Source organism: Agrobacterium sp. LY4, from assembly GCF_001526585.1.
Lineage (GTDB): Bacteria > Pseudomonadota > Alphaproteobacteria > Rhizobiales > Rhizobiaceae > Agrobacterium > Agrobacterium leguminum.
Window position 1 is genome coordinate 59,256 of sequence record NZ_ASYA01000023.1, and the last position, 21,207, is coordinate 80,462.

Below are 21,207 nucleotides of genomic sequence, written 5' to 3' on the forward strand. Positions count from 1 at the left end.
CGATTGCTCGCGTGCGGCGGGAATATCGACCCGTTATAGGAAGGAGAAGCGTCCGTTTCAACGCAGAGGTGGTAACTAAATACCCAATCAGGGTAAATAGTTCACTTTGACGCGGCTCTTCGCACATAAGTGGTAAACAGAACCGGATAATTGTCCTTTTCCCCTGCGGGAGCGGGGATTTCTTCGATTTTCTCAAAAACGGCAGGATCGATTTCCGGAAAAAAAGTGTCGCCATCGAGCTTTACCGCGACATGGGTGACGGAAAGTTGATCGGCGAAGGGCATGGCCTGACGGTAAATCTCACCGCCGCCGGCCACGAAAACCTCATCCACACCCAGTTCCGCAGCCCTGCTTCTGGCAAGCTTCAAAGCCTCCTCCAGCGAGGAGACGACATCCACGCCTTGCGGCCGGTAATCGGCATTGCGGCTGACGATGATATGCGGGCGGCCCGGCAATGGACGCTCGCCGACGGATAAAAATGTCTTTCGGCCCATGATGAGCGGCTTGCCCATCGTCATCGCCTTGAAGCGTTTGAGGTCAGTAGAGAGTTTCCACGGCATGTCGAGGTCGCGGCCGATGACGCCGTTTTCGGACACCGCGACGATGATGGTGACACACGGCTCGCTCATACCGCGATCGGCGCCTTGATGCTTGAATCGGCCTCGTAGTTTTCCAGCGTAAAGTCTTCGAACTTAAAGGCGAAAAGGTCCTTCACATCCGGGTTGAGGCGCATCGTCGGCAGGGCCTTGGGCGTGCGGGTCATCTGCAGCTTCGCCTGCTCGAAATGATTGGCATAAATATGCGCATCGCCGAGCGTATGGACGAAATCGCCCGGCTTCAGACCGGTGACCTGCGCCACCATCAGCGTCAGAAGTGCATAGGACGCGATGTTGAACGGCACGCCGAGGAAAATGTCGGCCGAGCGCTGATAGAGCTGGCAAGAGAGCTTTCCATCGGAAACATAGAACTGGAACAGGCAATGGCAGGGCGGCAGCGCCATCTCGTCCACCAGCGCCGGGTTCCAGGCCGAAACGATGTGGCGGCGGGAGTTCGGATTGGTTTTCAGGCTCTCGATCAAAAGCGCGATCTGATCGACATGGCGACCGTCCGGTGCGGGCCACGAGCGCCACTGCGCACCATAGACCGGACCGAGATCGCCATTCTCGTCGGCCCACTCATCCCAGATGGAAACGCCGTTTTCCTTGAGATAGGCGATATTGGTATCGCCCTTCAGGAACCACAGCAGTTCATGAATGATGGAGCGCAGATGCAGCTTCTTGGTGGTGAGAACCGGAAAGCCTTCGGAAAGGTCGAAACGCATCTGGTAACCGAACACCGAGCGCGTACCCGTGCCGGTGCGGTCTCCGCGGTCGGAGCCGGTTTCCATCACATGCCGGAGAAGATCGAGATATTGTTTCATGCGTTCTGCCGCCGATTCCCTGATATCGAGGGAATATAATAGCACAGGGCGGCAGAACCAATCATCGGGGAAACGCTTATCCCCGCCTTTCAGGAAAAATCAGAGAGATTGCAGTTTCCCGAGTTCCTTGGCGACCAGATAATAAAAGGTCACGCGCGATTTGGAGCGGTCCGCAGCCATGGCCTTGGCGACAGCATCGATTGCCTGATCGGCCGTACCGTCGGTCACGCCGAGCTTCTTGCCGCACCAGCTCGCCTTCACACGTGCAAGCTCTTCCGGATCGGAAGCGGACACCAGCGAGGAATCCCGGTTGCGCAGGGCGATGCCGAGATGCTTGACGATCTTGCCGACCACGGCTTCGTCGGCTGCTGCGTCGTATTTCTTCACATCTGCGAGATAGTCAGTCATGTCCACTCCTTCGTGTGTCCCCGGCCCGGTGTTGCTTCTGGTGACCGGTTGCATGGACAATGGGACAGCAATCCCTCGTCGTCAAGAATTGTCTAAAGTGCGGACCGCAATCACGAAACCTTTTCATGGAATTGTCATCACCCCCCTTTTCTCAGGCGGTCGAAACGCCTATATGAGCCTTGCCGGGGCAACCCGGCTATGGCGATAAACGGTCGGTGTAATAAACCTATTGGACCCGGGGGCGGTACCCGGCGCCTCCACCAAAAACCGGCGGACTTTCATGAAGCGAAGGCCGGCTTTTGATGGGGGCGAAATAGGATCGACAAGGGCGTAAAGATCGAACTTTTGCTCGGCATGATACCGCCGTTATCGGGTCACAAGTGTAGTTGCAAACGACAACAACGCTAAGGAATATGCTCTCGCTGCCTAATGGCGGTGCGGGAATTCCGCTCTAAAGTCCTCACGGTTAGCCCCGTGAGGCGGGGTTCGGAGGTACCTGGCAACAGAAACCTCCACCTTCTCCATTTTGCCTGAATTGGTTATATGATAGCTGACTCGCAATCGGCATCGGCTTTTCCGTTGCTGCCGTTCAGGACATTGCGTATACTTGGCCAACGCGTGAGCGTCAGGATCGGAAATGATCCCGGCTCAAGGATTACGCGAAGATTCAAAGTGTTACAGCGTCCTTGGCGCGCAAGCCGCGCCGTGCATGAAAAGACGTTCGAATAAGGGAAAGACAGGACCGCATGGGGCAGGATCATATCCGTTACGACATTCTCGCACAGGATGCCCTTCGCGGCGTTATTCGTAAGGTTTTGGGTGAAGTGGCCGCAACCGGCCGTCTGCCCGGCGACCACCACTTCTTCATCACCTTCCTGACCGGCGCGCCGGGCGTGCGGATTTCCCAGCACCTCAAGGCGAAATATGCCGAGCAGATGACCATCGTTATCCAGCATCAGTTCTGGGACCTGAAAGTAACCGAAACCGGCTTCGAAATCGGCCTGTCCTTCTCGGATACACCGGAAAAGCTGGTTATTCCCTATAACGCCATTCGCGGTTTCTACGATCCTTCCGTCAATTTCGAGCTCGAATTCGACGTGCCTCTGGCCGAAGAGGAAGAAATCGAAGACGCGGAGATCACCGCTTATCCCGTTTCCCATGAGGCAAAGCCCGCTGCTGCTTCCGAGACGCCCAAATCCGGCGAGGAAAAGAAGGAAGGCTCGGTCGTTTCGCTGGATGCCTTCCGCAAGAAGCAATAACGGCTTTTACGCCGAGCTTACGAAACCCGAGGAGACATATCCCCATGGCGGCCGATATCGTCAATCTGCGTCAGTTTCGCAAACAGAAAGCCCGTAGCGAAAAAGAAAAGCAGGCGGAGCAGAACCGCCTGTCCTTCGGCCGCACCAAGACCGAAAAAAATCTTACCTCGGCCCTGAACGAAAAGGCCGAAAAGGCGCTCGATCAGGGGCGGCTCGAAAAAAACGATGACGGGACCGGCAAAGACTGACAGGCCGGCCGACCGTCGCGGATTTCGGGACTATCGGAAAAGAATCGCAAAACAGGGACTTGCCGGGGAGACATGATTCAGACCTCCAACCGGTTTCACCGGAGACCGATCTGATGATCCGCAAGCACTCCGCGACGTTGCACGGCCACCGCACCAGCATTTCACTCGAAGACGCCTTCTGGGACGAGCTGAAAACCATTGCGGAAAGACGCAAGATCAGTTTCGCGGCCCTGCTTGCAGAAATAGACGACAACCGCTCCGCCGACAGCAATCTGTCCTCGTCGCTGCGGGTTTATGTGCTGAACTGGCTGAAAACCCGCTGACCTTTCGCAAGCTTTCCTGTCAAAGACGCTCCGGCCACGAGCGGGCATCTCGCCCGCCGGATTTTACCCATCCAGCCACTACGAAAAATTCCGCCGAAAACTCGTAACGCCGTGAAAGTATTCATTAAACATTAGCGGCATAATCTGCGCTCCAAGGCATCCCCGTATTGCGTAGCCTTGCTTTCAGATTTTGTTTCATATCCTTCCATTCCACACATCCGCCACGAGGCGACCATGGTTTCTGCCGTTTCGGAAACGGGCACCGCTGTTTCCCTGCTGTCTTCTTCATCCACATCGTCTTCAAGCGTTTCCGAACTGAAAGCACAGATTGCCGAAAAGCAGTCGGAGCTTGCTGAGACCACGGAAGCGAAAGCACAGGAAGAGCTGAAGAGCGCAATCGCGTCCCTCAAAGCTCAGCTCGAGGCTCTCGAAAACAGTGGCGAAAAATCGGCATCGTCGAGCGAAAATGTGGAAAAGCCGAGCCTTTCCGGTGAAAGCGCCAGGATCGGCACCAAAAATTTCGACGCCGACACGCCATTCGGCGAACGCGAAACCTGGATTTGACAGTTTCGTCGGGATTTTTCCGTCAAAGCGATTGATGGGCGGCGCAAAATGCTCGCCGCGTAAGGCCGCAAACCTTTTGCGAGATTTGGCGCTATCGCTAGGTCAAGCCATTGCTGTCCGGTGCCCTTGAAGTCGCCCGTGACGAACGCACTTTCGTTCGATGCCCTCGGAACTGCGCCAAAAATCTAAACACGTTTTAAAACAAGCCGGAGCATGACGCGATATACGGAGGGAAGCCCCACGCCGTCCGTCAACTACTTAAAGGGAAATCGGCCTCCCTGCCACGCAAGCTTACGGCGTGGCGGGAGCGTTTTCCGGCGCCAGTTGCCGGATCGCGTTTTCCGTCGGAGGCACCACCAGAACCGGCGCGGATTGCCGCTCGGGCGTCGGTTGTTGCCCCTGTTCCTGTTGTTGCTGTTGCTGTTGCTGCTGCAACCGCTCCTGCTGTTCCTTTTCCTGACGCAGACGTTCTTCGGCCGCAGCCTTCAAACGCGCCTCTTCTTCGGCCTTGGCCTTGGCTTCCGCCTCTGCCCGTTCCTTCTCGGCCTGCCGCTCGGCCGCCTGCGAGCGATAAAGCGCCACTTCGCGGCGCAGGCGCTGCTTTTCGAGAACGCTGGCCTGCATGGCCTCCACCCGGCGGCGCTCCTTTTCGAAAGCCCGGAGCGATAGATAATTGCTGAGCGCCGAAACGTCGGTCGTCAAAGCCGGCGCGGCAAGCGGGCCGTTATAATTCAGGCGCACCGAAGGCTCGGCCCCCGCAACCGTTTCGGTGCCGGGATTGAACAGGAGATCGAGGTCGCCGTTCACCGTCGAAGCCGCGAGATCGACCGTTGCATCGGCCGTCAGCGTTACCGGATCGATCCCCGCACGCAAATTCTTGAAATGAAGCGCGCCGCCATTCAGCGAGAATGGCAAGGCCACATCGCCGAGGCCGATTTCACCCTGCCACAGGCTCTGGTCCACCAGCGGCCGCACCTTGGGCGCGTCGATCGGCTGCGGCAAGCCATCGGCCGCCTGCAGGATCGGCGGCAGGGTGCCGGGATTAAGCCCCTTCAGCACCAGCCCACCGACCCGGATTTCACCCGAACCGCCTGCCGATTTCAGCATTTCACCGACGCTCTTGCCGGTCGATTCGGCCGTCAGGTCGATGGCGACCCGGCCTGCCGCGACCGGCCCGTTGGCATTCGCCCACAGGATCGGCTCCGGATTGGCGTCGGTCACCGCGATCTTGGTGCGGAAAATGCCCGCCCCCTCGCCCGTGGACATGGCAAGCCGTCCCGTGAGTTTGCCGCCCATGAAGGTGCCGGCAACATCGTCGAGCGAGAGGCTGCCCGCATCATGCGTGACTTTGGCCGAAACACCCGTGACCGTGCCGAAGGGGCCCGCCTCGAAGCTTTCCGCTTTCAAGGCAAGCGAAGCCTTAAGCTGCGGGAAGGCGGCCATGGCCAGCGGCTTGGCGTTGAGCGCCCCGGTTTCCGGATCGATCACCGGCCCATAGATCGCATCACCCAGCCAGGCGAGATCGGCCGTTCTGACCGCAAGATCGCCGGTGACGGGATAGGGCGCGGCGCGCTGGAAGGTCAGATTGCCCGAGAACGGATTTCCGCCCGCCTGCCCGCCTATCGAGGAAAGCGCGATCTTTTGCCCATCCACCGCCACTTTCGCATTGGCCTTCAACGCCATGCCGCCGCCAAGCTGCGGCAGGCCGACGGCGTTCATGATGAGATAGGGCTCGATGTCGGCGCTTTCGAGCGCCACGTCAGCGCTGCCCTCACCGAAATTGGCCGACGAAACGGCAAAGGAACCGTTCATCGAAAAATGCGTGCGCTCCGTCGAGAAGCGCAGTTCCGTCTGGGCGGGCGAGCCGAGCGTGCCGTTGAGCTTGATGGACAAAAGCCCCTCGCCATCCGCATCGAAGGGCAGCGGATCGAGCCCCGCCTGCCCGAACAGGATGGCCGTCGACTGGTTTTTCAGAACCGCTTCCAGCGACATGGCGGTATCATCGGTGATCGACAGGAAATCCGGCATCTTGGCCACGGCCACAGCCGGCTGCCATTGACGGTGCCGGAAACGGCGACATTGGCACCGCCATTTTCGCTATTGACCGAAACATCCATTGCCAGATCGGAATTGGCGTACCACGGCGCGCTCGCCGCCAGACGGCTGAGGAATGGATGGTTCGGCAATTTCTGCTGCAGCATGGTGAAGAACGGCTGCATATCCGCCGCATGCAGGTTCACCGTGCCCTTGCCCGCATATTTCAGCAGCGAACCCTGCAGCTCACCCCTTGCCCTGACTTCCGCACCGGCTATGTCTCCGGCCGTCATGTTCTCCAGCGAGAGAACGCCCCCCGCCATGGTGAAGGCGGTCTCGACATGATTGGCGGTCACACCGGCCATGTTGAACCGGTCAGCCTTGAATTTTGCGGTAATGCGGTGGTCGAGGACGGAACTGCCGACCTGATCGCCAAGCGCCAGACTGCCGAGCGCCTTCAGCGCATCGAGATCGATTTCGTTACCGGCAAGATCGATGGAAAGATTGGAGGTCTTGCCGTCGGAGCGCCGCTCCAGCTCACCCTTCAACGACGCATCGCCGACTGCAAGCTCCAGATTGTCGAAACGCTGGTTGAGCGTCGTCAGCGAGACATCAGCGGAAAAACCGGCGGCATTGAGCTGGCGGATCGCCGGATCGACGGAACCGGAAAGCCAGTTCGCCAGACCCGAAGGCTGGTTGGAGGCGAGAAGCAGATTGCCGTTGAAGGCGGGGCCGCCGAGAAGCGTCAGCGATCCCTTGGCTTCGAGCTGCGTCCGGCCCGGCAGGGTCGCCACGGCATTCACCACCTGCCAGCCGCTGCCTTCCGGGCGCACATCCAGCCTGATGTCGCGAATGGTCGTGTCATCGGAAACGAGCGCCGGAAGGCTGATACTGGCCTTGCCCGGCACCGGCGGCACCGGAATGCGGGCCACCATGGCCGCAAAGGCCTCGATACGCTGGCGCACCGAGGCGGTGGGCTGGCGCGAGGTCTTGCCCGCCTGCACAACGGGCGGCGCAAAGCGGGCGACATCGATCTGCTGGCCATCGGCCGTCAGCAGGAATTCCGGCTTGGCGCCGGTATCGAGCGTCGCTTCCCCGGTCACGACATAGGGGTTTTCACTGCCGCCGAGCTCCATGCGGTAGCTCGGGATACGCACGCTTTCATTGGTGAGTTCAAAGCTGCCGCGGGTGCGCGGCGAGGAAAACAGCGATTGTCCGGCCTGCTGCTTCTGCTTTTCGTCTTCGCGGAAACTGAAGGAGAAAGAACCGCTATAGGCTGGCTTTCCCGCCGTTGCGGCAATCGCGCCATCGAGATCGACCTCGACCGGATGTTCGTCCGGCACCAGCCGCACCCTCAGCCCCATGCGGCCGGCGGCATAATCCGGCTCGCTGCTGGAGAGCGAGAAGGAGCCCGGATGCCCGTCGACGGCGGCGCGTCCCTCCGCCTTCCACGGCCCGGCCAGCGAATTGGCGGACATGTCGGCATTGAGACCGGTCACGACACGGTTGCGGCCGGATTGCTCATCGATGAATTCGATCTGCCCGCCTTCGATCTGCACGCTTTCCAGAACCACGGTGCGGGCGGGAATTTCCGCGCGGCTGCCGCGCATCCAGTCCAGCGTGCCATCCTTCAGCAGCCTTATCTTGGCTTTCGGTTCCTCGATGCGCATGTCGAAGATGCGCGCCTCGCCAGAGAGGAAAGGCGCAAGCTCGGCATCCATGGAAAAACGGGCGACCTGAATGAGCGGCGATCCATCCGCATCCGTTCCGGCCCGCACATCATGCAATGTTACCGAAGGGAAAGGCAGGATACGGGCTTCGACGCGGCCATGCACCACCACCTTCTTGCCGAGAATACGGCTTGCCTGATCCTCAAAATCGCGGCGGAAGTCCGTCCAGTCGACGAAATAGGGAATAAGCAGCGCCGAAAACAGCACCACGGCCAGCAGTCCGCCCAGAAAAACCAGAATACGCCCGAGCACTGACCTGCATCTCCCTTCGCGAACGCTGCAAACCTATTCTTTTCTGCCTTAACGGCAAGCAGCCTTTTGTACCAATCAAATATGAGAATGATCAGACAAGACGGAACAACTTGCCCGGATTGAAGATGTTATCGGGATCGAGCGACGTTTTGATGGCACGCATCATATCGAGCGCATTTCCCGCCTCTTCGGCCAGAAAACTCATCTTGCCCTGGCCGATGCCATGTTCACCGGTGCAGGTGCCGTCCATGGCGATGGCGCGGCGGTTGAGGCGGGCAACGAAGGCTTCGGTTTTCGCAACGCTTTCCGCGTCCTTGCCGTCGAAGAGGATGAGGACGTGGAAGTTCCCGTCGCCCGCATGGCCGACGATCGGCGCCAGAAAGCCGTTTTCCTTGATATCCTGCTGCGTTTCCACCACGCAATCCGCGAGCCGCGAAATCGGGACGCAGACATCGGTGGAAAGCCCGTCGAGCTGCGGCGCAAGCGCGCGGGAAGCCCAGTAGGCGTCATGCCGCGCCTTCCAGAGCTTGTTGCGCTCGGCCGCGTCGCTCGTCCAGCGGAAATCCACGCCGCCGCATTCGGCCGCGATCTCGGCGAACTGCTGCGATTGCAGCGCCGCCGTTTCCTCGGTGCCGTGGAACTCCACGAAGAGCGTCGGCTTCTCCGCGTAGTTCAGGCCGGAATAGGCGTTGCAAGCCCGCACCTGCACCTCGTCCAGCAATTCGATGCGGGCGACCGGAACCCCCATCTGGATCGTCATGATGACAGCATCGCAGGCCGCCTTGACGCTGTCGAAGGTGCAGACCCCGCCGGCGATCTTTTCGGGAATACCCTGCAAGCGCAGCGTAACGGAGGTAATGACGCCCAGCGTCCCCTCTGCACCCACGAAAAGCCGCGTCAGATCGTAACCCGCAGACGACTTGCGGGCGCGCCGCGCGGTGCGGATTTCCTCGCCATTGGCGACGACGGCCGTGACGGCCAGCACATTGTCCTTCATCGTGCCGTACCGCACGGCATTGGTGCCGGAGGCCCGCGTCGAGGCCATGCCGCCAATGGAGGCATTGGCACCGGGATCGATGGGGAAGAACAGGCCGGTATCGCGCAGATAGACATTGAGGTCCTCGCGCGTCACGCCCGGCTCCACCGTCACGTCAAGATCTTCGGCATTCACCTCAATGATGCGATTCATCCGGCTGAAATCGATGCAGATTCCGCCATTCGGAGCATTCACCTGCCCTTCCAGCGAAGACCCCGTTCCGAAAGGAATGACCGGCACCTTATGTTGCGCGCAGACCTTCACCACGGCCTTAACGTCGTCCGCGCTCTCGGCAAAAACGACGCCGTCAGGCGCCTGCAGCGTCAGATAGGTGGTGGTGTGGCCGTGCTGTTCGCGAAACGCCTGTCCGGTCTGGAGCCTGTCTCCAAGCTGCTGTTTCAGCACCGCGAGCGCAGACGCGATACCCTCTTCGTTTCGCTTTCCCGCCACCACATCTTTCAGCGCCATCGTCCGTCTCCACCGCAACATCTGCCCGTAAAGGATTCGATCCGTTACGAAATTCCGTCAGGTGGTATGGGATAAGGTTAACGCTTTGTCCAGCATCGCGATTGCGCCAAACACTGTTTGGCGGCAACCGTTTTTCACTCCGCTGCGAGCAACGGCTTGTCCTCTTCCAGCGCCTTGCGGCGGGCGGCAAGTTCAAGCTCGCGGTGAAGGCGGATTTCCTCATCCGCCTGCGGCTTGGCGAAGCGGGCGATCAGCAGGTAGGAGACCGGCGTGATGTAAAGCGTCACCAGCGTCGCAAAACCGAGGCCGCCGACGATAACCCAGCCGAGCGCGATGCGCGCTTCCGCGCCGGCGCCCTGCGCCAGCACCAGAGGCACGCCGCCGAGAATGGTCGCAATCATCGTCATCATGACAGGGCGCAGGCGGATGCTGGTGGCCTTTTCGATGGCCTCGCGCACGCTGGCTCCCTGATCGCGCAGATGATTGGCGAATTCGACGATGAGAATACCGTTCTTCGCCATCACCCCGACGAGGAGTACGAGCCCGATCTGGCTATAGACGTTGAGGCTGGACCCAGTGACCAACAGCGCGATGACCGCGCAGGCAAGGCCGAGCGGCACCGTCGTCATGATGATGACCGAACTCAAGACGCTTTCAAACTGCGCGGCCAGCACGAGGAAGATGATGGCGATGGCGAAACCGAAGGTCAGCAGCATGCCGCTCGAATTTTCCTCCAGCGTCGCCGCTTCGCCCAGCGGCAGCAGGCGTGCGCCGGGCGGCATGACGGATTGCGAGAGCTCATTCACCTTTTGCAGCGCCTCGCCCAGCGAAACGCCGTCCTTGAGATTGGCGGTAAAGCCGACGGAGGGAAGCTGCTGCTCGCGGTTGAGCTGCGGCGCAACCGCATTTTCCTTCAGGGTGGCGATGACCGACATCGGCACGATCTTACCGTCGCCCGTTTTCAGGAAGACGTTTTCCAGATCGGTCGGATCGTTGATCGGCCGGGTAGAAGACAAAAGCCGCACCGGGATCGCATCGCCATCCACGAAGACGTCGACAATCGAGCGCCCTTCCAGCAGCGACTGCATGGCGCGCGACAGGCCGGTGATATCGATGCCGAGATCCGATGCACGCTCGCGGTCGATGGAGACGGAAATCTGCGCCTGATTGGGTTCATTGTCGAAACGCGGCGTGTCGAACAGGCCGCTTTCCTCCATGGAAAGCAGCAATTTCTGCGTCGCCTCGGTCAGCGCCGCATAATTGCTGCCGACCATCGCCATCTGCAGGCCGTTGCCGGCACCGCGAATTCTGAGGCTGTTCGGCTGCATCGCATTGCCGCGCAGCGCCGGCACCCTGTTGGCGGCGGAAGTGACATCGGCGGCAATCTGGTTCTGCGTACGCTCGCGGTCGGCCCAGGGCGCGAGCGTCAACACCATGAAACCGGTATTGGACGAGCCGTTCATGCCGGTGATGGAGTAGATATTGCGGATTTCACCGCTGTCGCGCAGCGGCTGCAGGTTTTCTTCGATCCGCTGCAACTGGTCGCGGGTATATTCGAGGCTGACGCCCTGCGGCGCGGTGACCCGCATCATGATCGAGGCGCGGTCCTCGCGCGGCGTCAGTTCGTTCTGGATCATGCCGAAGGCGATCCACGACAGGCCGGAAAAGATCAGCGCCACGACGATGACGATCAGCGGATTGTTGAGGCAGGCGGAAAGCGTCGTTTTGTAGGTGGAGGCAAAGACATTGCCGAACCATGCGAGCGGCCCCGTCGGCTCCTTCAGCCCCTCCTTCAGCATGCGCGAGGCGAGCATTGGGCAGAGCGTCAGCGCCACGATGGAGGACAAGCCCACCGCGAAGGCCAGCACGAAACCGAATTCGCGGAACAGGCCGCCAAGCTGGCCCGGCAGGAAGGAGAGCGGAATGAACACGGCGGCAAGCGTCGCCGTCGTCGCGATGACCGCGAAAAAGACTTCCTGCGTGCCAAGAACGGCAGCGGCGCGCGGCCCCATGCCTTCCGCCCGTCGGCGCACGATATTTTCCAGCACGACGATGGCGTCATCGACCACGAGACCGGTCGCCAGAACGATGGCAAGCAGCGTCAGAATATTGACCGAGAAGCCGACCATATAGATAGCGACAATGGTGCCGATCAGCGCCACCGGCATGGTGATTGCTGGAATAAGGGTGGCGCGCCAGTCGCGCAGGAAGAGATAAAGCACGACGACGACGATGATCGCCGAGAGACCGAGCGCCAGTTCCACCTCATGCAGCGCGCCTTCGATGAAGACGGCATCGTCACTGGTGACGACGATACGCGTACCTTCGGGCAGATTGGCCGACATGGCGTCGACGGCGGCCTTCACGCCGGTCGAGATGCTGAGCGTGTTCGACTGCGCCTGCCGGATGACACCGAGACCGACACCCTGCACGCCGTTGGAGCGCAGCGAGGTGGATTCATCATCCGCGCCCAGCATGACGGTCGCGACGTCCCTGAGGCGGATATTGTTCTTGATGAGAAGGTTGGAAAAGTCTTCGGGCTTCGTCAGGCTGGCGGTGGCGCGCACGACGATGTCCTGCGTCGTGCTTTTCAGCGACCCCGCCGGCACGTCGAGGGCTGCGCTGGCAAGCGCGTTCGAAACATCGGTCACCGTCAAACCGCGGCTGGCGAGCGCCGCCTGATTGAGATCGACCCGGAAAACCTTTTCCTGATCGCCGTAAAGCTCCACATCGGCCACGCCGTCGACGGCGGCCAGACGGTCGATGATCTCGTCATCCACAAGCTTGGTCAGGTCTTCCATGCTGAGCGTGGAGGAAGTGACGGCAAGGCGCATAATCGGCTGGCTGTCGGAATCCGCCTTGATGATCTGCGGCTCGTCGGCATCGTCAGGCAACTGGTTGGTAACGCGGCCGATGGCGTCGCGCACATCGTTGGCGGCAACCGCCAGATCGACATTGTCGCCGAATTCCAGCGTTACGCGGCTGGTGCCGAACTGCGAGTTGGACGAGATGGACTTGACGCCGCTGACACGGGCCACCGCACCTTCGATGGTCTGCGTCACTTCCTGATCGATGGTTTCGGGCGCCGCCCCCTCATAGGTGGTCCTGACGCTGATCGTCGGCCGGTCGACGTCAGGCAATTCGCGCACTTCAACGCCCACGAGCGCCGCAAGGCCGGCAACGACCAGCAGCGTGTTGAGAACCGCCGCCAGAATCGGCCGGCGCACGAACAATGCCGTAAAGGCGAGTTTGGAATCCTTAACCGAGGGCGGCTGCGTCGTCATTGGCTGGCAACCTCCTCGGGCTTCGGCTGGCTGCCGACACGGACCGCGCCGCCTTCCCTGACACGCTGAAGGCCCTCGATTACGACAGGCTCGCCATCCGCCAGCTCCGCCTTGACGAGAACGGCATCGGGATTGCGCTGCACGATCTGCACCCGCACCTTGTTCGATTTATTGTCGGTCACACGCCAGACGTAGGAGCCTTCCGCATCCCACTGCACGGCCAGCGGATCGACCGAGGCATAGGTTTCCCCGGCAAAACGCATGGTGACGCCGAAGGACATACCCGCCCTCAGTTCGTCCTTCTCATTGCCGAACTTCGCCCGGATGCGGATCGTGCGGCTCGCCTCATCGACGCGGTTGTCGACGGCCTCGATCTCGCCCTTGAAGGTCTCACCCGGCCGGGAAATGGACGTCGCCTCCACCGGCATGCCGACCTTGATCGCAGTTGCGAACCGCTCGGGAGCCCAGAAATTGACGAGAATTTCCGAACGGTCATCAATGCTGACGATGGTTGACTGCGTGGTGACGTTATCGCCGATATTGGCGGCGACGATACCCGCCACACCCTCTATCGGCGCAACGATGTCGCGGCGCTTGAGATTGAGTTCGGCGGTGCTCAGCGCAAGCTTGGCGGCTTCTTCGGCGATCTGCGCATCCAGCACATCGAGGCGGGAAACGGATTTCAGGTTCTTGTAGGAATTGGATTTTTCAACGGCGCTGCGCAGCGCCACCTGCGCCTTGTCGCGCTCGATCACCTGCTCTTCATCGTCGAGCCGCGCCAGCACCTGCCCCTTCACGACACGAGCGCCGGACGACGTGCGAATTTCGGAAAGCGTGCCGGAAGCCTGCGGCATGACAACGACGGACTGGATCGCCTCGCCATTGCCGATGGCGTTCAGCCGGTCATTGACCGTGCCCTTCTTCACCGGGGCCGTCACCACCAGTGTGGCGTTGCCGTTGCGGCGCGCGCCGCCGGCATTCTGCCCTGTGGACGCACCGGCTGCCGGGCCGCCGGATGCGGCGACTTCAATCGCCCCGGCAGGCGTTTTGCCAAGCCCCATACTGGCGAGCACATTGCGGGCTTCGGGCGAATAGAAGCCCCAGAGACAGAGCCCCGCTCCCACCACGGCAACACTGACACCCACCTGTTTCCAGACCCGCATATATTTCTCCGGTTGATCCGCGCAGCATAAAGCATTCCCGAAAACCTACGTTCCGGGACAGATGCAGTATTCCTGCTTGGCTGAGGCAAGGCAACGCACAAATCCGTTCCTTACGTAATTGTAATTTGGGCGCAAATGCCGCCCGGCGCAGCCAAACGGCAATCTGGGCCACGCATTCCTGTCGCAAATATCCGCCATTGGGCTAATCTGCCCCCGAGACGCCATAACCGGAGGAAACGATGAGCACCGTGACGAAGACCGAAAACCCGGAAACCGATCCTCGCGTCAAGGCGGTGTTCGATGACATCCGCGCCACCCGCAAATCGGATTTCATCAACAATATGTGGCTCTACCTCGCCTTCGATGCCGATCTGCTTGAAAAGACCTGGAGCGAGGTCAAGGCGGTGATGGCGACACCTTCCGCACTCGATCCCGTGGTGAAGGAAATGCTTTATATCGCCGTTTCCGTCACCAATGGCTGCTCCTATTGCGCCCATTCCCACACGGCAGCCGCCAAAGCCAAAGGCATGACGACAGAGCAGCATGCCGATTTGCTGCGCGTCATCGCGCTTGCCGCCAAGACCAACCAGCTTGCGGTGGCGCTGCAAGTGCCCGTTGACGCCGCTTTCGACGCCGACAGGCAGACATGAAACGAAAAAATGCCTTGGAATGGGCGTTTTGACGGTTGATACCGGAATAAAAGCAGAACACGGTTCTGGCCTTTATATCCCGAATCACTACATTGGGCCGCATGAGCAACAGTTTTGACGATATGCCGTTCTTCGATGAGGAACCCGCCGCACCGCGCAGGGCAACGAACAATGCCGGTGCGGAAAGCGGCGGCGGGCTCGGCATTGCCGCCCGCGCCATGGCGGCGCGCGATCAGGCGCGTGCTGCGCCCGACTATCTTTCCGGCCTCAACCCGGAACAGCGCGATGCCGTGGAAACGCTGGACGGACCCGTTCTCGTGCTCGCCGGCGCCGGCACCGGCAAGACCCGCGTTCTGACGACCCGCATCGCCCATATTCTGGCGACCGGCCGCGCCTATCCGAGTCAGATTCTTGCCGTGACCTTTACCAACAAGGCCGCCCGCGAGATGAAGGAACGTATCGGCGTTCTCGTCGGCGGCGCTGTCGAGGGCATGCCCTGGCTCGGCACCTTCCACTCCATCGGCGTCAAGCTGCTGCGCCGCCATGCGGAACTCGTCGGCCTGAAATCGGACTTCACCATTCTCGATACCGATGACGTGGTGCGGCTGATCAAGCAGCTCATTCAGGCAGAAGGGCTGGACGACAAGCGCTGGCCGGCAAAACAGTTCGCCGGCATGATCGACGGCTGGAAGAACAAGGGCCTGACGCCGCCGGACATTCCGGAGGGTGACAGCCGCGCTTTCGCCAACGGCAAGGGCCGCGAACTTTACACCGCCTATCAGAACCGCCTGAAAACGCTGAACGCCTGCGATTTCGGCGACCTTCTGATGCATCCGATCAGCATCTTCCGCCGCCACACCGATATTTTGAAGGAGTATCACCAGAAGTTCCGTTACATTCTGGTAGACGAATATCAGGACACCAATACGGCGCAATATATGTGGCTGAGGCTTCTCGCCCAGCGCGCCAAGGGCGAACCGCAGAATGTCTGTTGCGTGGGTGACGACGACCAGTCGATCTATGGCTGGCGCGGCGCGGAAGTGGACAATATCCTCCGCTTCGACAAGGATTTTCCGGGCGCCAAGGTCATCAAGCTCGAACGCAACTATCGCTCCACCGAGCATATTCTCGGCGCGGCCGGCCATCTTATCGCCCATAATGAGGGCCGTCTCGGCAAGACGCTGTTTACCGAACGCAGCAGCCCGGATGATGAAAAGGTCGTGGTTCATGCCGCCTGGGATTCCGAGGAGGAAGCCCGCGCTGTCGGTGAGGAGATCGAGCAGCTTCAGCGCAAGAACCATAATCTGAACGACATGGCGATCCTCGTTCGCGCCTCCTTCCAGATGCGCGAGTTCGAAGACCGTTTCGTCACGCTTGGCCTCAATTACCGCGTCATCGGCGGTCCGCGCTTTTATGAGCGTCTCGAAATCCGCGACGCCATGGCCTATTTCCGCCTTGTCTGCCAGCCGGCCGACGATCTCGCCTTCGAGCGGATCGTCAACACGCCGAAGCGCGGTCTTGGCGATACGACGATCCGCAATCTGCACGACTATGCCCGCGCCCGCGATATTCCGATGCTGGCAGCGGCCGCCGACATCATCGAGACCGACGAGCTGAAACCGAAGGCGCGCAAGGCGCTGTTCGATGTGGTGCAGGATTTCCGCCGCTGGCAGGGCCTCTTGGAAAACACCGAGCACACCACCCTTGCCGAGCAGATCCTCGACGAAAGCGGCTATACCGCCATGTGGCAGGCCGACAAGACGGCCGAAGCGCCCGGACGACTTGAGAACCTGAAGGAACTCATCCGCTCGATGGAGGCCTTCGAGAGCATGCGCGGCTTCCTTGAGCACGTTGCCCTCGTCATGGATGCCGAGCAGAACGAAAATCTCGATGCCGTCTCCATCATGACGCTGCACTCCGCCAAGGGGCTGGAGTTCGACACCGTCTTCCTGCCCGGCTGGGAAGAAGGCCTGTTCCCGCACCAGCGGGCGCTGGACGAAGGCGGGCGCTCCGGTCTGGAGGAAGAACGCCGCCTCGCTTACGTAGGTATCACCCGCGCCAAGAAGCTCTGCCATATCTGGTTCGTGTCGAACCGGCGCATTCACGGGCTGTGGCAATCCACCCTGCCCTCGCGTTTCCTCGATGAATTGCCGCCCGCCCATGTGGATGTCGCGGCATCCGACAGCAGTTACGGCGGTTATGGCGGACGCGGCGGCTACGGCCAGTCGCGCTTCGACAAGGCCGATCCTTTCACCAACAATTATTCCACCCCCGGCTGGAAGCGCGCGCAGCAGAACCGCAGCGACGCCACCCGCGACAATTGGGGCACGCGCTCCGGCCATGCGGTGGAACGGATCGGTTATGGCGAAAGCGGCCCGCGCACCCGCACGATCGACGGCGAACTGGTGGCGAAATCCGTCGCTGACACGCCATCGAAATTCTTTGTCGGTGACCGCGTGTTCCACCTCAAATTCGGCAATGGCAACATTTCCGCCATCGAAGGCAACAAGCTGACGATCGACTTCGATCGCGCCGGCCAGAAGCGTGTGCTGGACGGATTTGTGGAAAAGGTCTGATTCGACAACCATGAGTGCCCGAAGGCTGCTTTTTCCATAGCCCGCGTCATGCCGTTGCAATAAAGGAGTTGCAATGGGGAAGTGGAACTGGCGAGGACAGCTTTGCATATATTACCGAAAAGCCAGCGCAGGCTCGCCGTTTTCCTGATCAATATGGACAGCGCCACCAAACGCCTCGCGGATATGACCGCGCGCCTCGACGCCATGGGGCTCAAGGCGGAGCGTGTCCCCGGCGTCAATGGCAGGGAACTGAATTACCCCATCCCGGAATTCAGCGAGATTTCCTACATGCTCATGCATGGCCGCCGCACCTCGCCGCCGGAAATCGGCTGCTATCTCAGCCATGTCGCCTGCGCCAATAAATTCATGGCGGGCGATGCAGATATCGCGCTCATCCTTGAGGATGACGTGGTCTTCGACGATGATTTTCTCAACGCCATCGACGAGGCGGTGCTGAATGGCGGCGACTGGGATTTGCTGCGGCTCACGACGGTCAGCAATGGCCGGAAATTCCCGTTCCGCCCGCTTTCCAACGGTCGCTCGCTCGCCATTGCCATCACGCGGGAAAAAGGGTCGGGCGCCTATCTCGTCAACCGCCGCGCCGGAAAATGGATATCGAAGTTGATCCCCATGCGGCTCGCTTATGACATCGCATTCGATCTGGAATATCTCGCGGGGCTGAAGGCGGCCTTCCTCTACCCGCTTTGCGCCACGCAGGATGCGGACGGGGAAAGCCAGATCCAGAACAATCTGCGCATCTATCGCCTGCCGCGCTGGCGCTATTTCACCGTTCTGCCCTATCGCGCCTATCTGGAAACCAGCCGGTTCCTGCTGCGCGGCATTCGCTTCGCCGTCGCCAAAGTGTGCGTTGCGATGGGGCGCGGCAAGGGCAAGACCGCCCAGGCCGGTCATTGATCGATCTGTCTTACACTTCGCCGGGCGTGAAGCCGACGAGATAGACCGCCGCGACCACGGCTGCGAGAATGAAAATAGAAATGACGAAAATCGTCATCCGGTTCAATGGTTTGCGCGTCGTTTTCTTCATGGTGGAATAATGCGTGGCCGCATCGCTTGTTCCGCAACGCACAGGATAATGTCGTCTAAAACCGTGAGCCGCCGCAATTCGATTCCGCTTCAGGCACATATGGGCTAAAGCTCGTCTCCATCTTCAGCTTTCCGGCCCGCCATGACAGACACGACGCATCCACGCCTCAACCCGCTGCATCTTGCCGCCGCCTTCGCCAGCGGCTGCCTTTTGACATTGATGGTGCATTTCAACGGTCAGCTTGCCCATTACGGCAATGCGCTGTTTTCCTCCTGGACGGCGCATGGCACCGGCACGGTGGCGGCGCTGATCTATCTCGCCATCATGCGTCCGAAGAAAGACGCGGGCGCGGCAGAAAAACCGAAAGCGCCGCTCTGGGCCTATTGCGGCGGGGTGGTGGGTGCGGCCATCGTCATCCTCACCTCCACCGCCGTCAATTCGCCGCTGGCGCTTTCCGGCACCATTGCGCTCGGGCTTGGCGGACAGGTGATCTTCAGCCTCCTGGCGGATCTTTTCGGCCTCTTCGGTCTGCCCAGAAGAAAGCCGGACCTGCGGGACATGGCGGCTGTGGCGCTCATTCTCTGCGGCAGCGCACTCATCATCCTTGTCGGGAGAACGGCATGATTGTCTGGATCGCCATGGCCTTTACCGGCGGCGTCTTCGTGGCGCTGAGCCGCCAGATCAACGGCCGCCTCAGCCTGTCCAACTCGCCGCTCATCGCATCGTTCTGGAATCACATTGTCGGTTTTGCCGTGCTGACGGTCATCGGCCTCATCGTCGGCGGCCTCATTCCCCCGGGCGCGGCCGATGCGCCCTGGCTTGCATTTATCGGCGGGCCGATCGGTGTCGTCTTCATCGCTTCGGGAAGCTGGCTCATTCCGCGCATCGGTGCGGTCAATACCGCCCTTCTGGTCATCAGCGGCCAGATGGTCTCAGGCGTGGTTCTCGATCTTTTCGGCGATCATCCGCCGAAACTCTGGGCTAGCGCACTCGGCATCCTGCTCATCTTCGCCGGCATGGTGCTGACGCAGCGGCGCGGTCGCTAGAGCATTTCCAGTAAAAGTGCAAAGCGGTTTTACGTCAGGAAAATGCGGAAAGCTCAGGAATCGCTGCCGCGCGAAAACATGCCGAGCAGGGTCTTGCCGCCGCTTTTACCGCCACTGCTCGCAAGTGTCGGCCGGTTGCCGTTCAACTTCGGCACCACCACCATGCGCTTGACTTCGCCGCGCTTGAAGGCCGCAAGGAAGCGCGGGTAATCCCGGAACACCACGCAGCCATTCGATTCGCCGCGTTTCGCCAGCATGTAGGTATGCGCCAGAAGACCGTCGCGGCCGTGCGGGTTGACGCCGTTTTCCGGCGTCAGGCGAATGGCCTCGACGCCATGGAACCGCGCCTCGCGCATCGTCAGACGATAGCTGGAAGGCGGCGTCGAACCGCGCATTCTCACATGCACGTAATCGGGGTTGTCGCGCATCTTGCCGATGCCGGAATGCGCTTCGAGCTTCTCGCCATTTGGCATGTGCACCACGCCGGAGGAAATATCGTAGATCGCCGTGCCATTGCCGCGATCCGGCCACGGAACCGCATCCATCTTGCTCGGCTCGCGCATCGGATTGTCAGGCTTTGCAAAGGCGAGCATGGCGCCGGTGCTCTGCTTCGCCGGCGCAGGCGCGCGAAGGGGAACCGGCGCATCGAAAGCCGGTGCCGAAGCGACGGCCGGAACATGTTCCTCGGTCTTGGACGATGTCGCGGGACGCGGTGACGGCTCGACCGTCTGAGCCGTCGCCACCTCGGGACGGAAGCTCGGCAGCGGCACATCATCGGGCAGCAGGCTGCTTGCCTCTTCCTCGATCTGCGGCCGTGCCAGCGCCACTTCAAATGCCGGATGCTGCGGAACGGCGCTCTGATAGGCAACCTCGGAGGTACGCCCAAGCGCAGAATCGACGATCGCCGACGGCTTGAGCGCGGCAAGTTGCTTCACCGTCGCCTGCCCCTTGGCATTGACAGCTGCGCCAAAGCGTTCGCCGAATTCCTTCGCGCCGATCTCGGGCATGATGCCGGCGAGGCGAACCGCCTTCTGCTGGCCGTGGCTGTGGTCGCTCAGGCGGGAAAACTTGCGCACGTGAATATCCCGCGCGGCCGCATGGGCAATTGCCGTCTCCGTGGAAGCGAATCGCGTCACCAGCGTCTTTTCAAACTGCCCGACACCATGCGAAGCGGCGGCCATGCTGTGCAGCGAGGCAAAGGCGGCGAAGGCGAAAAGGCCGGCAAAGGCGCCGCCGCCAAGGAGGGCGGACATTCGGCCGAACGCAAAGGATTTGCCTCTCTTGACGGAAGACGAACCGGCAAGACCGGCGCCATTATAGGCCGCAGCAGAAAACGCCATGATACTCGTTACTCGAACCGTTCACGCACACCCGGCCGACGCCGGAGGGATTTTGGGACATCCGAAGGGCGGGCAAACACCGCGCCGGTTTCGGAACTGACTGGTTCGAAGCATGACGAATTATGGTAACCAAAGTGTTTACGAGTCCCTGCAAAAATAATTCGTTAAGGTCTGCGCATTGTAAGGCGAAGGCAAAACAATGACTTGCGCCGAGACTGCGTGCATCCGCACTGCGTCGTCCGGGGAAATGCCCCTTAGAGGGTCGTCATCGGCCTAAAAAATTTCCGTCGCCGCATTGTCAGGTAAATTCCGACTTGGCCGGAAATTTGCTGCAATTGCGGCAGGACTGCGACAGGGCAAG

16 protein-coding genes, 1 other RNA gene and 1 pseudogene are annotated in these 21,207 nt (G+C 60.6%); 10 read left to right on the top strand and 8 right to left on the bottom strand.

Translation table 11 applies throughout. The annotated features are described in order from the left end of the window. Positions 1–101: 101 nt before the first annotated feature. From L904_RS17990 to L904_RS18000, 3 genes are all read right to left on the bottom strand, one after another. Positions 102–629 (bottom strand): dihydrofolate reductase, encoded by a 528-nt coding sequence (locus L904_RS17990; RefSeq protein ID WP_020812049.1) that lies wholly within the window; start codon positions 627–629, stop codon positions 102–104. After that, positions 626–1,420 (bottom strand): thymidylate synthase, encoded by a 795-nt coding sequence (locus L904_RS17995; RefSeq protein ID WP_020812050.1) that lies wholly within the window; start codon positions 1,418–1,420, stop codon positions 626–628. Before L904_RS17995 ends, L904_RS17990 begins: the two co-directional genes overlap by 4 nt. Before the next feature lie 99 nt (positions 1,421–1,519). Then, positions 1,520–1,828 carry a DUF2853 family protein gene (locus L904_RS18000; protein WP_003522365.1) on the bottom strand — a complete coding sequence of 103 codons (309 nt, stop codon included), beginning with the start codon at positions 1,826–1,828 and terminating at the stop codon, positions 1,520–1,522. Positions 1,829–1,970: 142 nt separating this feature from the next. On the opposite strand from L904_RS18000, the gene ssrA reads away from it, so the two are divergent. The 5 genes from ssrA (at position 1,971) to L904_RS18025 (ending at position 4,222) form a co-directional block, all read left to right on the top strand. Beyond that, positions 1,971–2,345, top strand: a transfer-messenger RNA (tmRNA) gene (ssrA, locus tag L904_RS18005). Between the two features lie 229 nt (positions 2,346–2,574). Continuing rightward, entirely contained in the window at positions 2,575–3,087 is a 513-nt protein-coding gene (locus L904_RS18010) for an SspB family protein (RefSeq protein ID WP_020812051.1), read from the top strand. A gap of 44 nt (positions 3,088–3,131) precedes the next feature. Beyond that, positions 3,132–3,335, top strand: coding sequence for a DUF4169 family protein (locus L904_RS18015; protein WP_003522363.1), 204 nt, complete (start codon positions 3,132–3,134; stop codon positions 3,333–3,335). Positions 3,336–3,448: 113 nt separating this feature from the next. Then, positions 3,449–3,658, top strand: a complete 210-nt coding sequence (locus L904_RS18020; protein ID WP_003522362.1) for a ribbon-helix-helix domain-containing protein — start codon at positions 3,449–3,451, stop codon at positions 3,656–3,658. Between the two features lie 234 nt (positions 3,659–3,892). Beyond that, a complete protein-coding gene (locus L904_RS18025) occupies positions 3,893–4,222 on the top strand; it encodes a hypothetical protein (RefSeq protein ID WP_020812052.1) in 330 nt (109 codons plus the stop codon). Positions 4,223–4,513: 291 nt separating this feature from the next. On the opposite strand, the pseudogene L904_RS18030 reads toward L904_RS18025, so the two are convergent. From L904_RS18030 to L904_RS18045, 4 genes and pseudogenes are all read right to left on the bottom strand, one after another. Further along, positions 4,514–8,238, bottom strand: a pseudogene (locus tag L904_RS18030) (AsmA-like C-terminal region-containing protein). A gap of 91 nt (positions 8,239–8,329) precedes the next feature. Further along, the gene (locus L904_RS18035; RefSeq protein WP_020812054.1) at positions 8,330–9,742 is read right to left on the bottom strand and encodes an FAD-binding oxidoreductase; all 1,413 of its coding nucleotides are present in this window, start codon (positions 9,740–9,742) and stop codon (positions 8,330–8,332) included. Between the two features lie 134 nt (positions 9,743–9,876). Next, complete coding sequence (locus tag L904_RS18040; protein WP_020812055.1) at positions 9,877–13,026, bottom strand: efflux RND transporter permease subunit; 3,150 nt, start codon at positions 13,024–13,026, stop codon at positions 9,877–9,879. Then, a complete protein-coding gene (locus tag L904_RS18045; protein ID WP_020812056.1) occupies positions 13,023–14,189 on the bottom strand; it encodes an efflux RND transporter periplasmic adaptor subunit in 1,167 nt (388 codons plus the stop codon). Before L904_RS18045 ends, L904_RS18040 begins: the two co-directional genes overlap by 4 nt. A 239-nt stretch (positions 14,190–14,428) precedes the next feature. Between L904_RS18045 and L904_RS18050 the strand changes: the two genes are divergently transcribed. The 5 genes from L904_RS18050 to L904_RS18070 all read left to right on the top strand — a co-directional run bounded on the left by L904_RS18050 (position 14,429) and on the right by L904_RS18070 (position 19,506). After that, positions 14,429–14,839 (top strand): carboxymuconolactone decarboxylase family protein, encoded by a 411-nt coding sequence (locus tag L904_RS18050; RefSeq protein ID WP_020812057.1) that lies wholly within the window; start codon positions 14,429–14,431, stop codon positions 14,837–14,839. 101 nt (positions 14,840–14,940) lie between these two features. Then, positions 14,941–17,415, top strand: a complete 2,475-nt coding sequence (locus L904_RS18055) for an ATP-dependent helicase (protein WP_031234254.1) — start codon at positions 14,941–14,943, stop codon at positions 17,413–17,415. 102 nt (positions 17,416–17,517) lie between these two features. Further along, positions 17,518–18,330, top strand: coding sequence for a glycosyltransferase family 25 protein (locus L904_RS18060; protein ID WP_020812059.1), 813 nt, complete (start codon positions 17,518–17,520; stop codon positions 18,328–18,330). A gap of 271 nt (positions 18,331–18,601) precedes the next feature. Further along, positions 18,602–19,084: a DMT family transporter gene (locus L904_RS18065; protein WP_020812061.1), complete on the top strand. Its 483-nt coding sequence runs from the start codon at positions 18,602–18,604 to the stop codon at positions 19,082–19,084. Further along, positions 19,081–19,506 (top strand): DMT family transporter, encoded by a 426-nt coding sequence (locus L904_RS18070; RefSeq protein ID WP_020812062.1) that lies wholly within the window; start codon positions 19,081–19,083, stop codon positions 19,504–19,506. The genes L904_RS18065 and L904_RS18070 overlap by 4 nt, the downstream gene beginning before the upstream one ends. 53 nt (positions 19,507–19,559) lie before the next feature. On the opposite strand, the gene L904_RS18075 is transcribed toward L904_RS18070, so the two are convergent. Then, positions 19,560–20,846, bottom strand: a complete 1,287-nt coding sequence (locus L904_RS18075) for a DUF2778 domain-containing protein (protein ID WP_020812063.1) — start codon at positions 20,844–20,846, stop codon at positions 19,560–19,562. Positions 20,847–21,207: the final 361 nt, after the last annotated feature.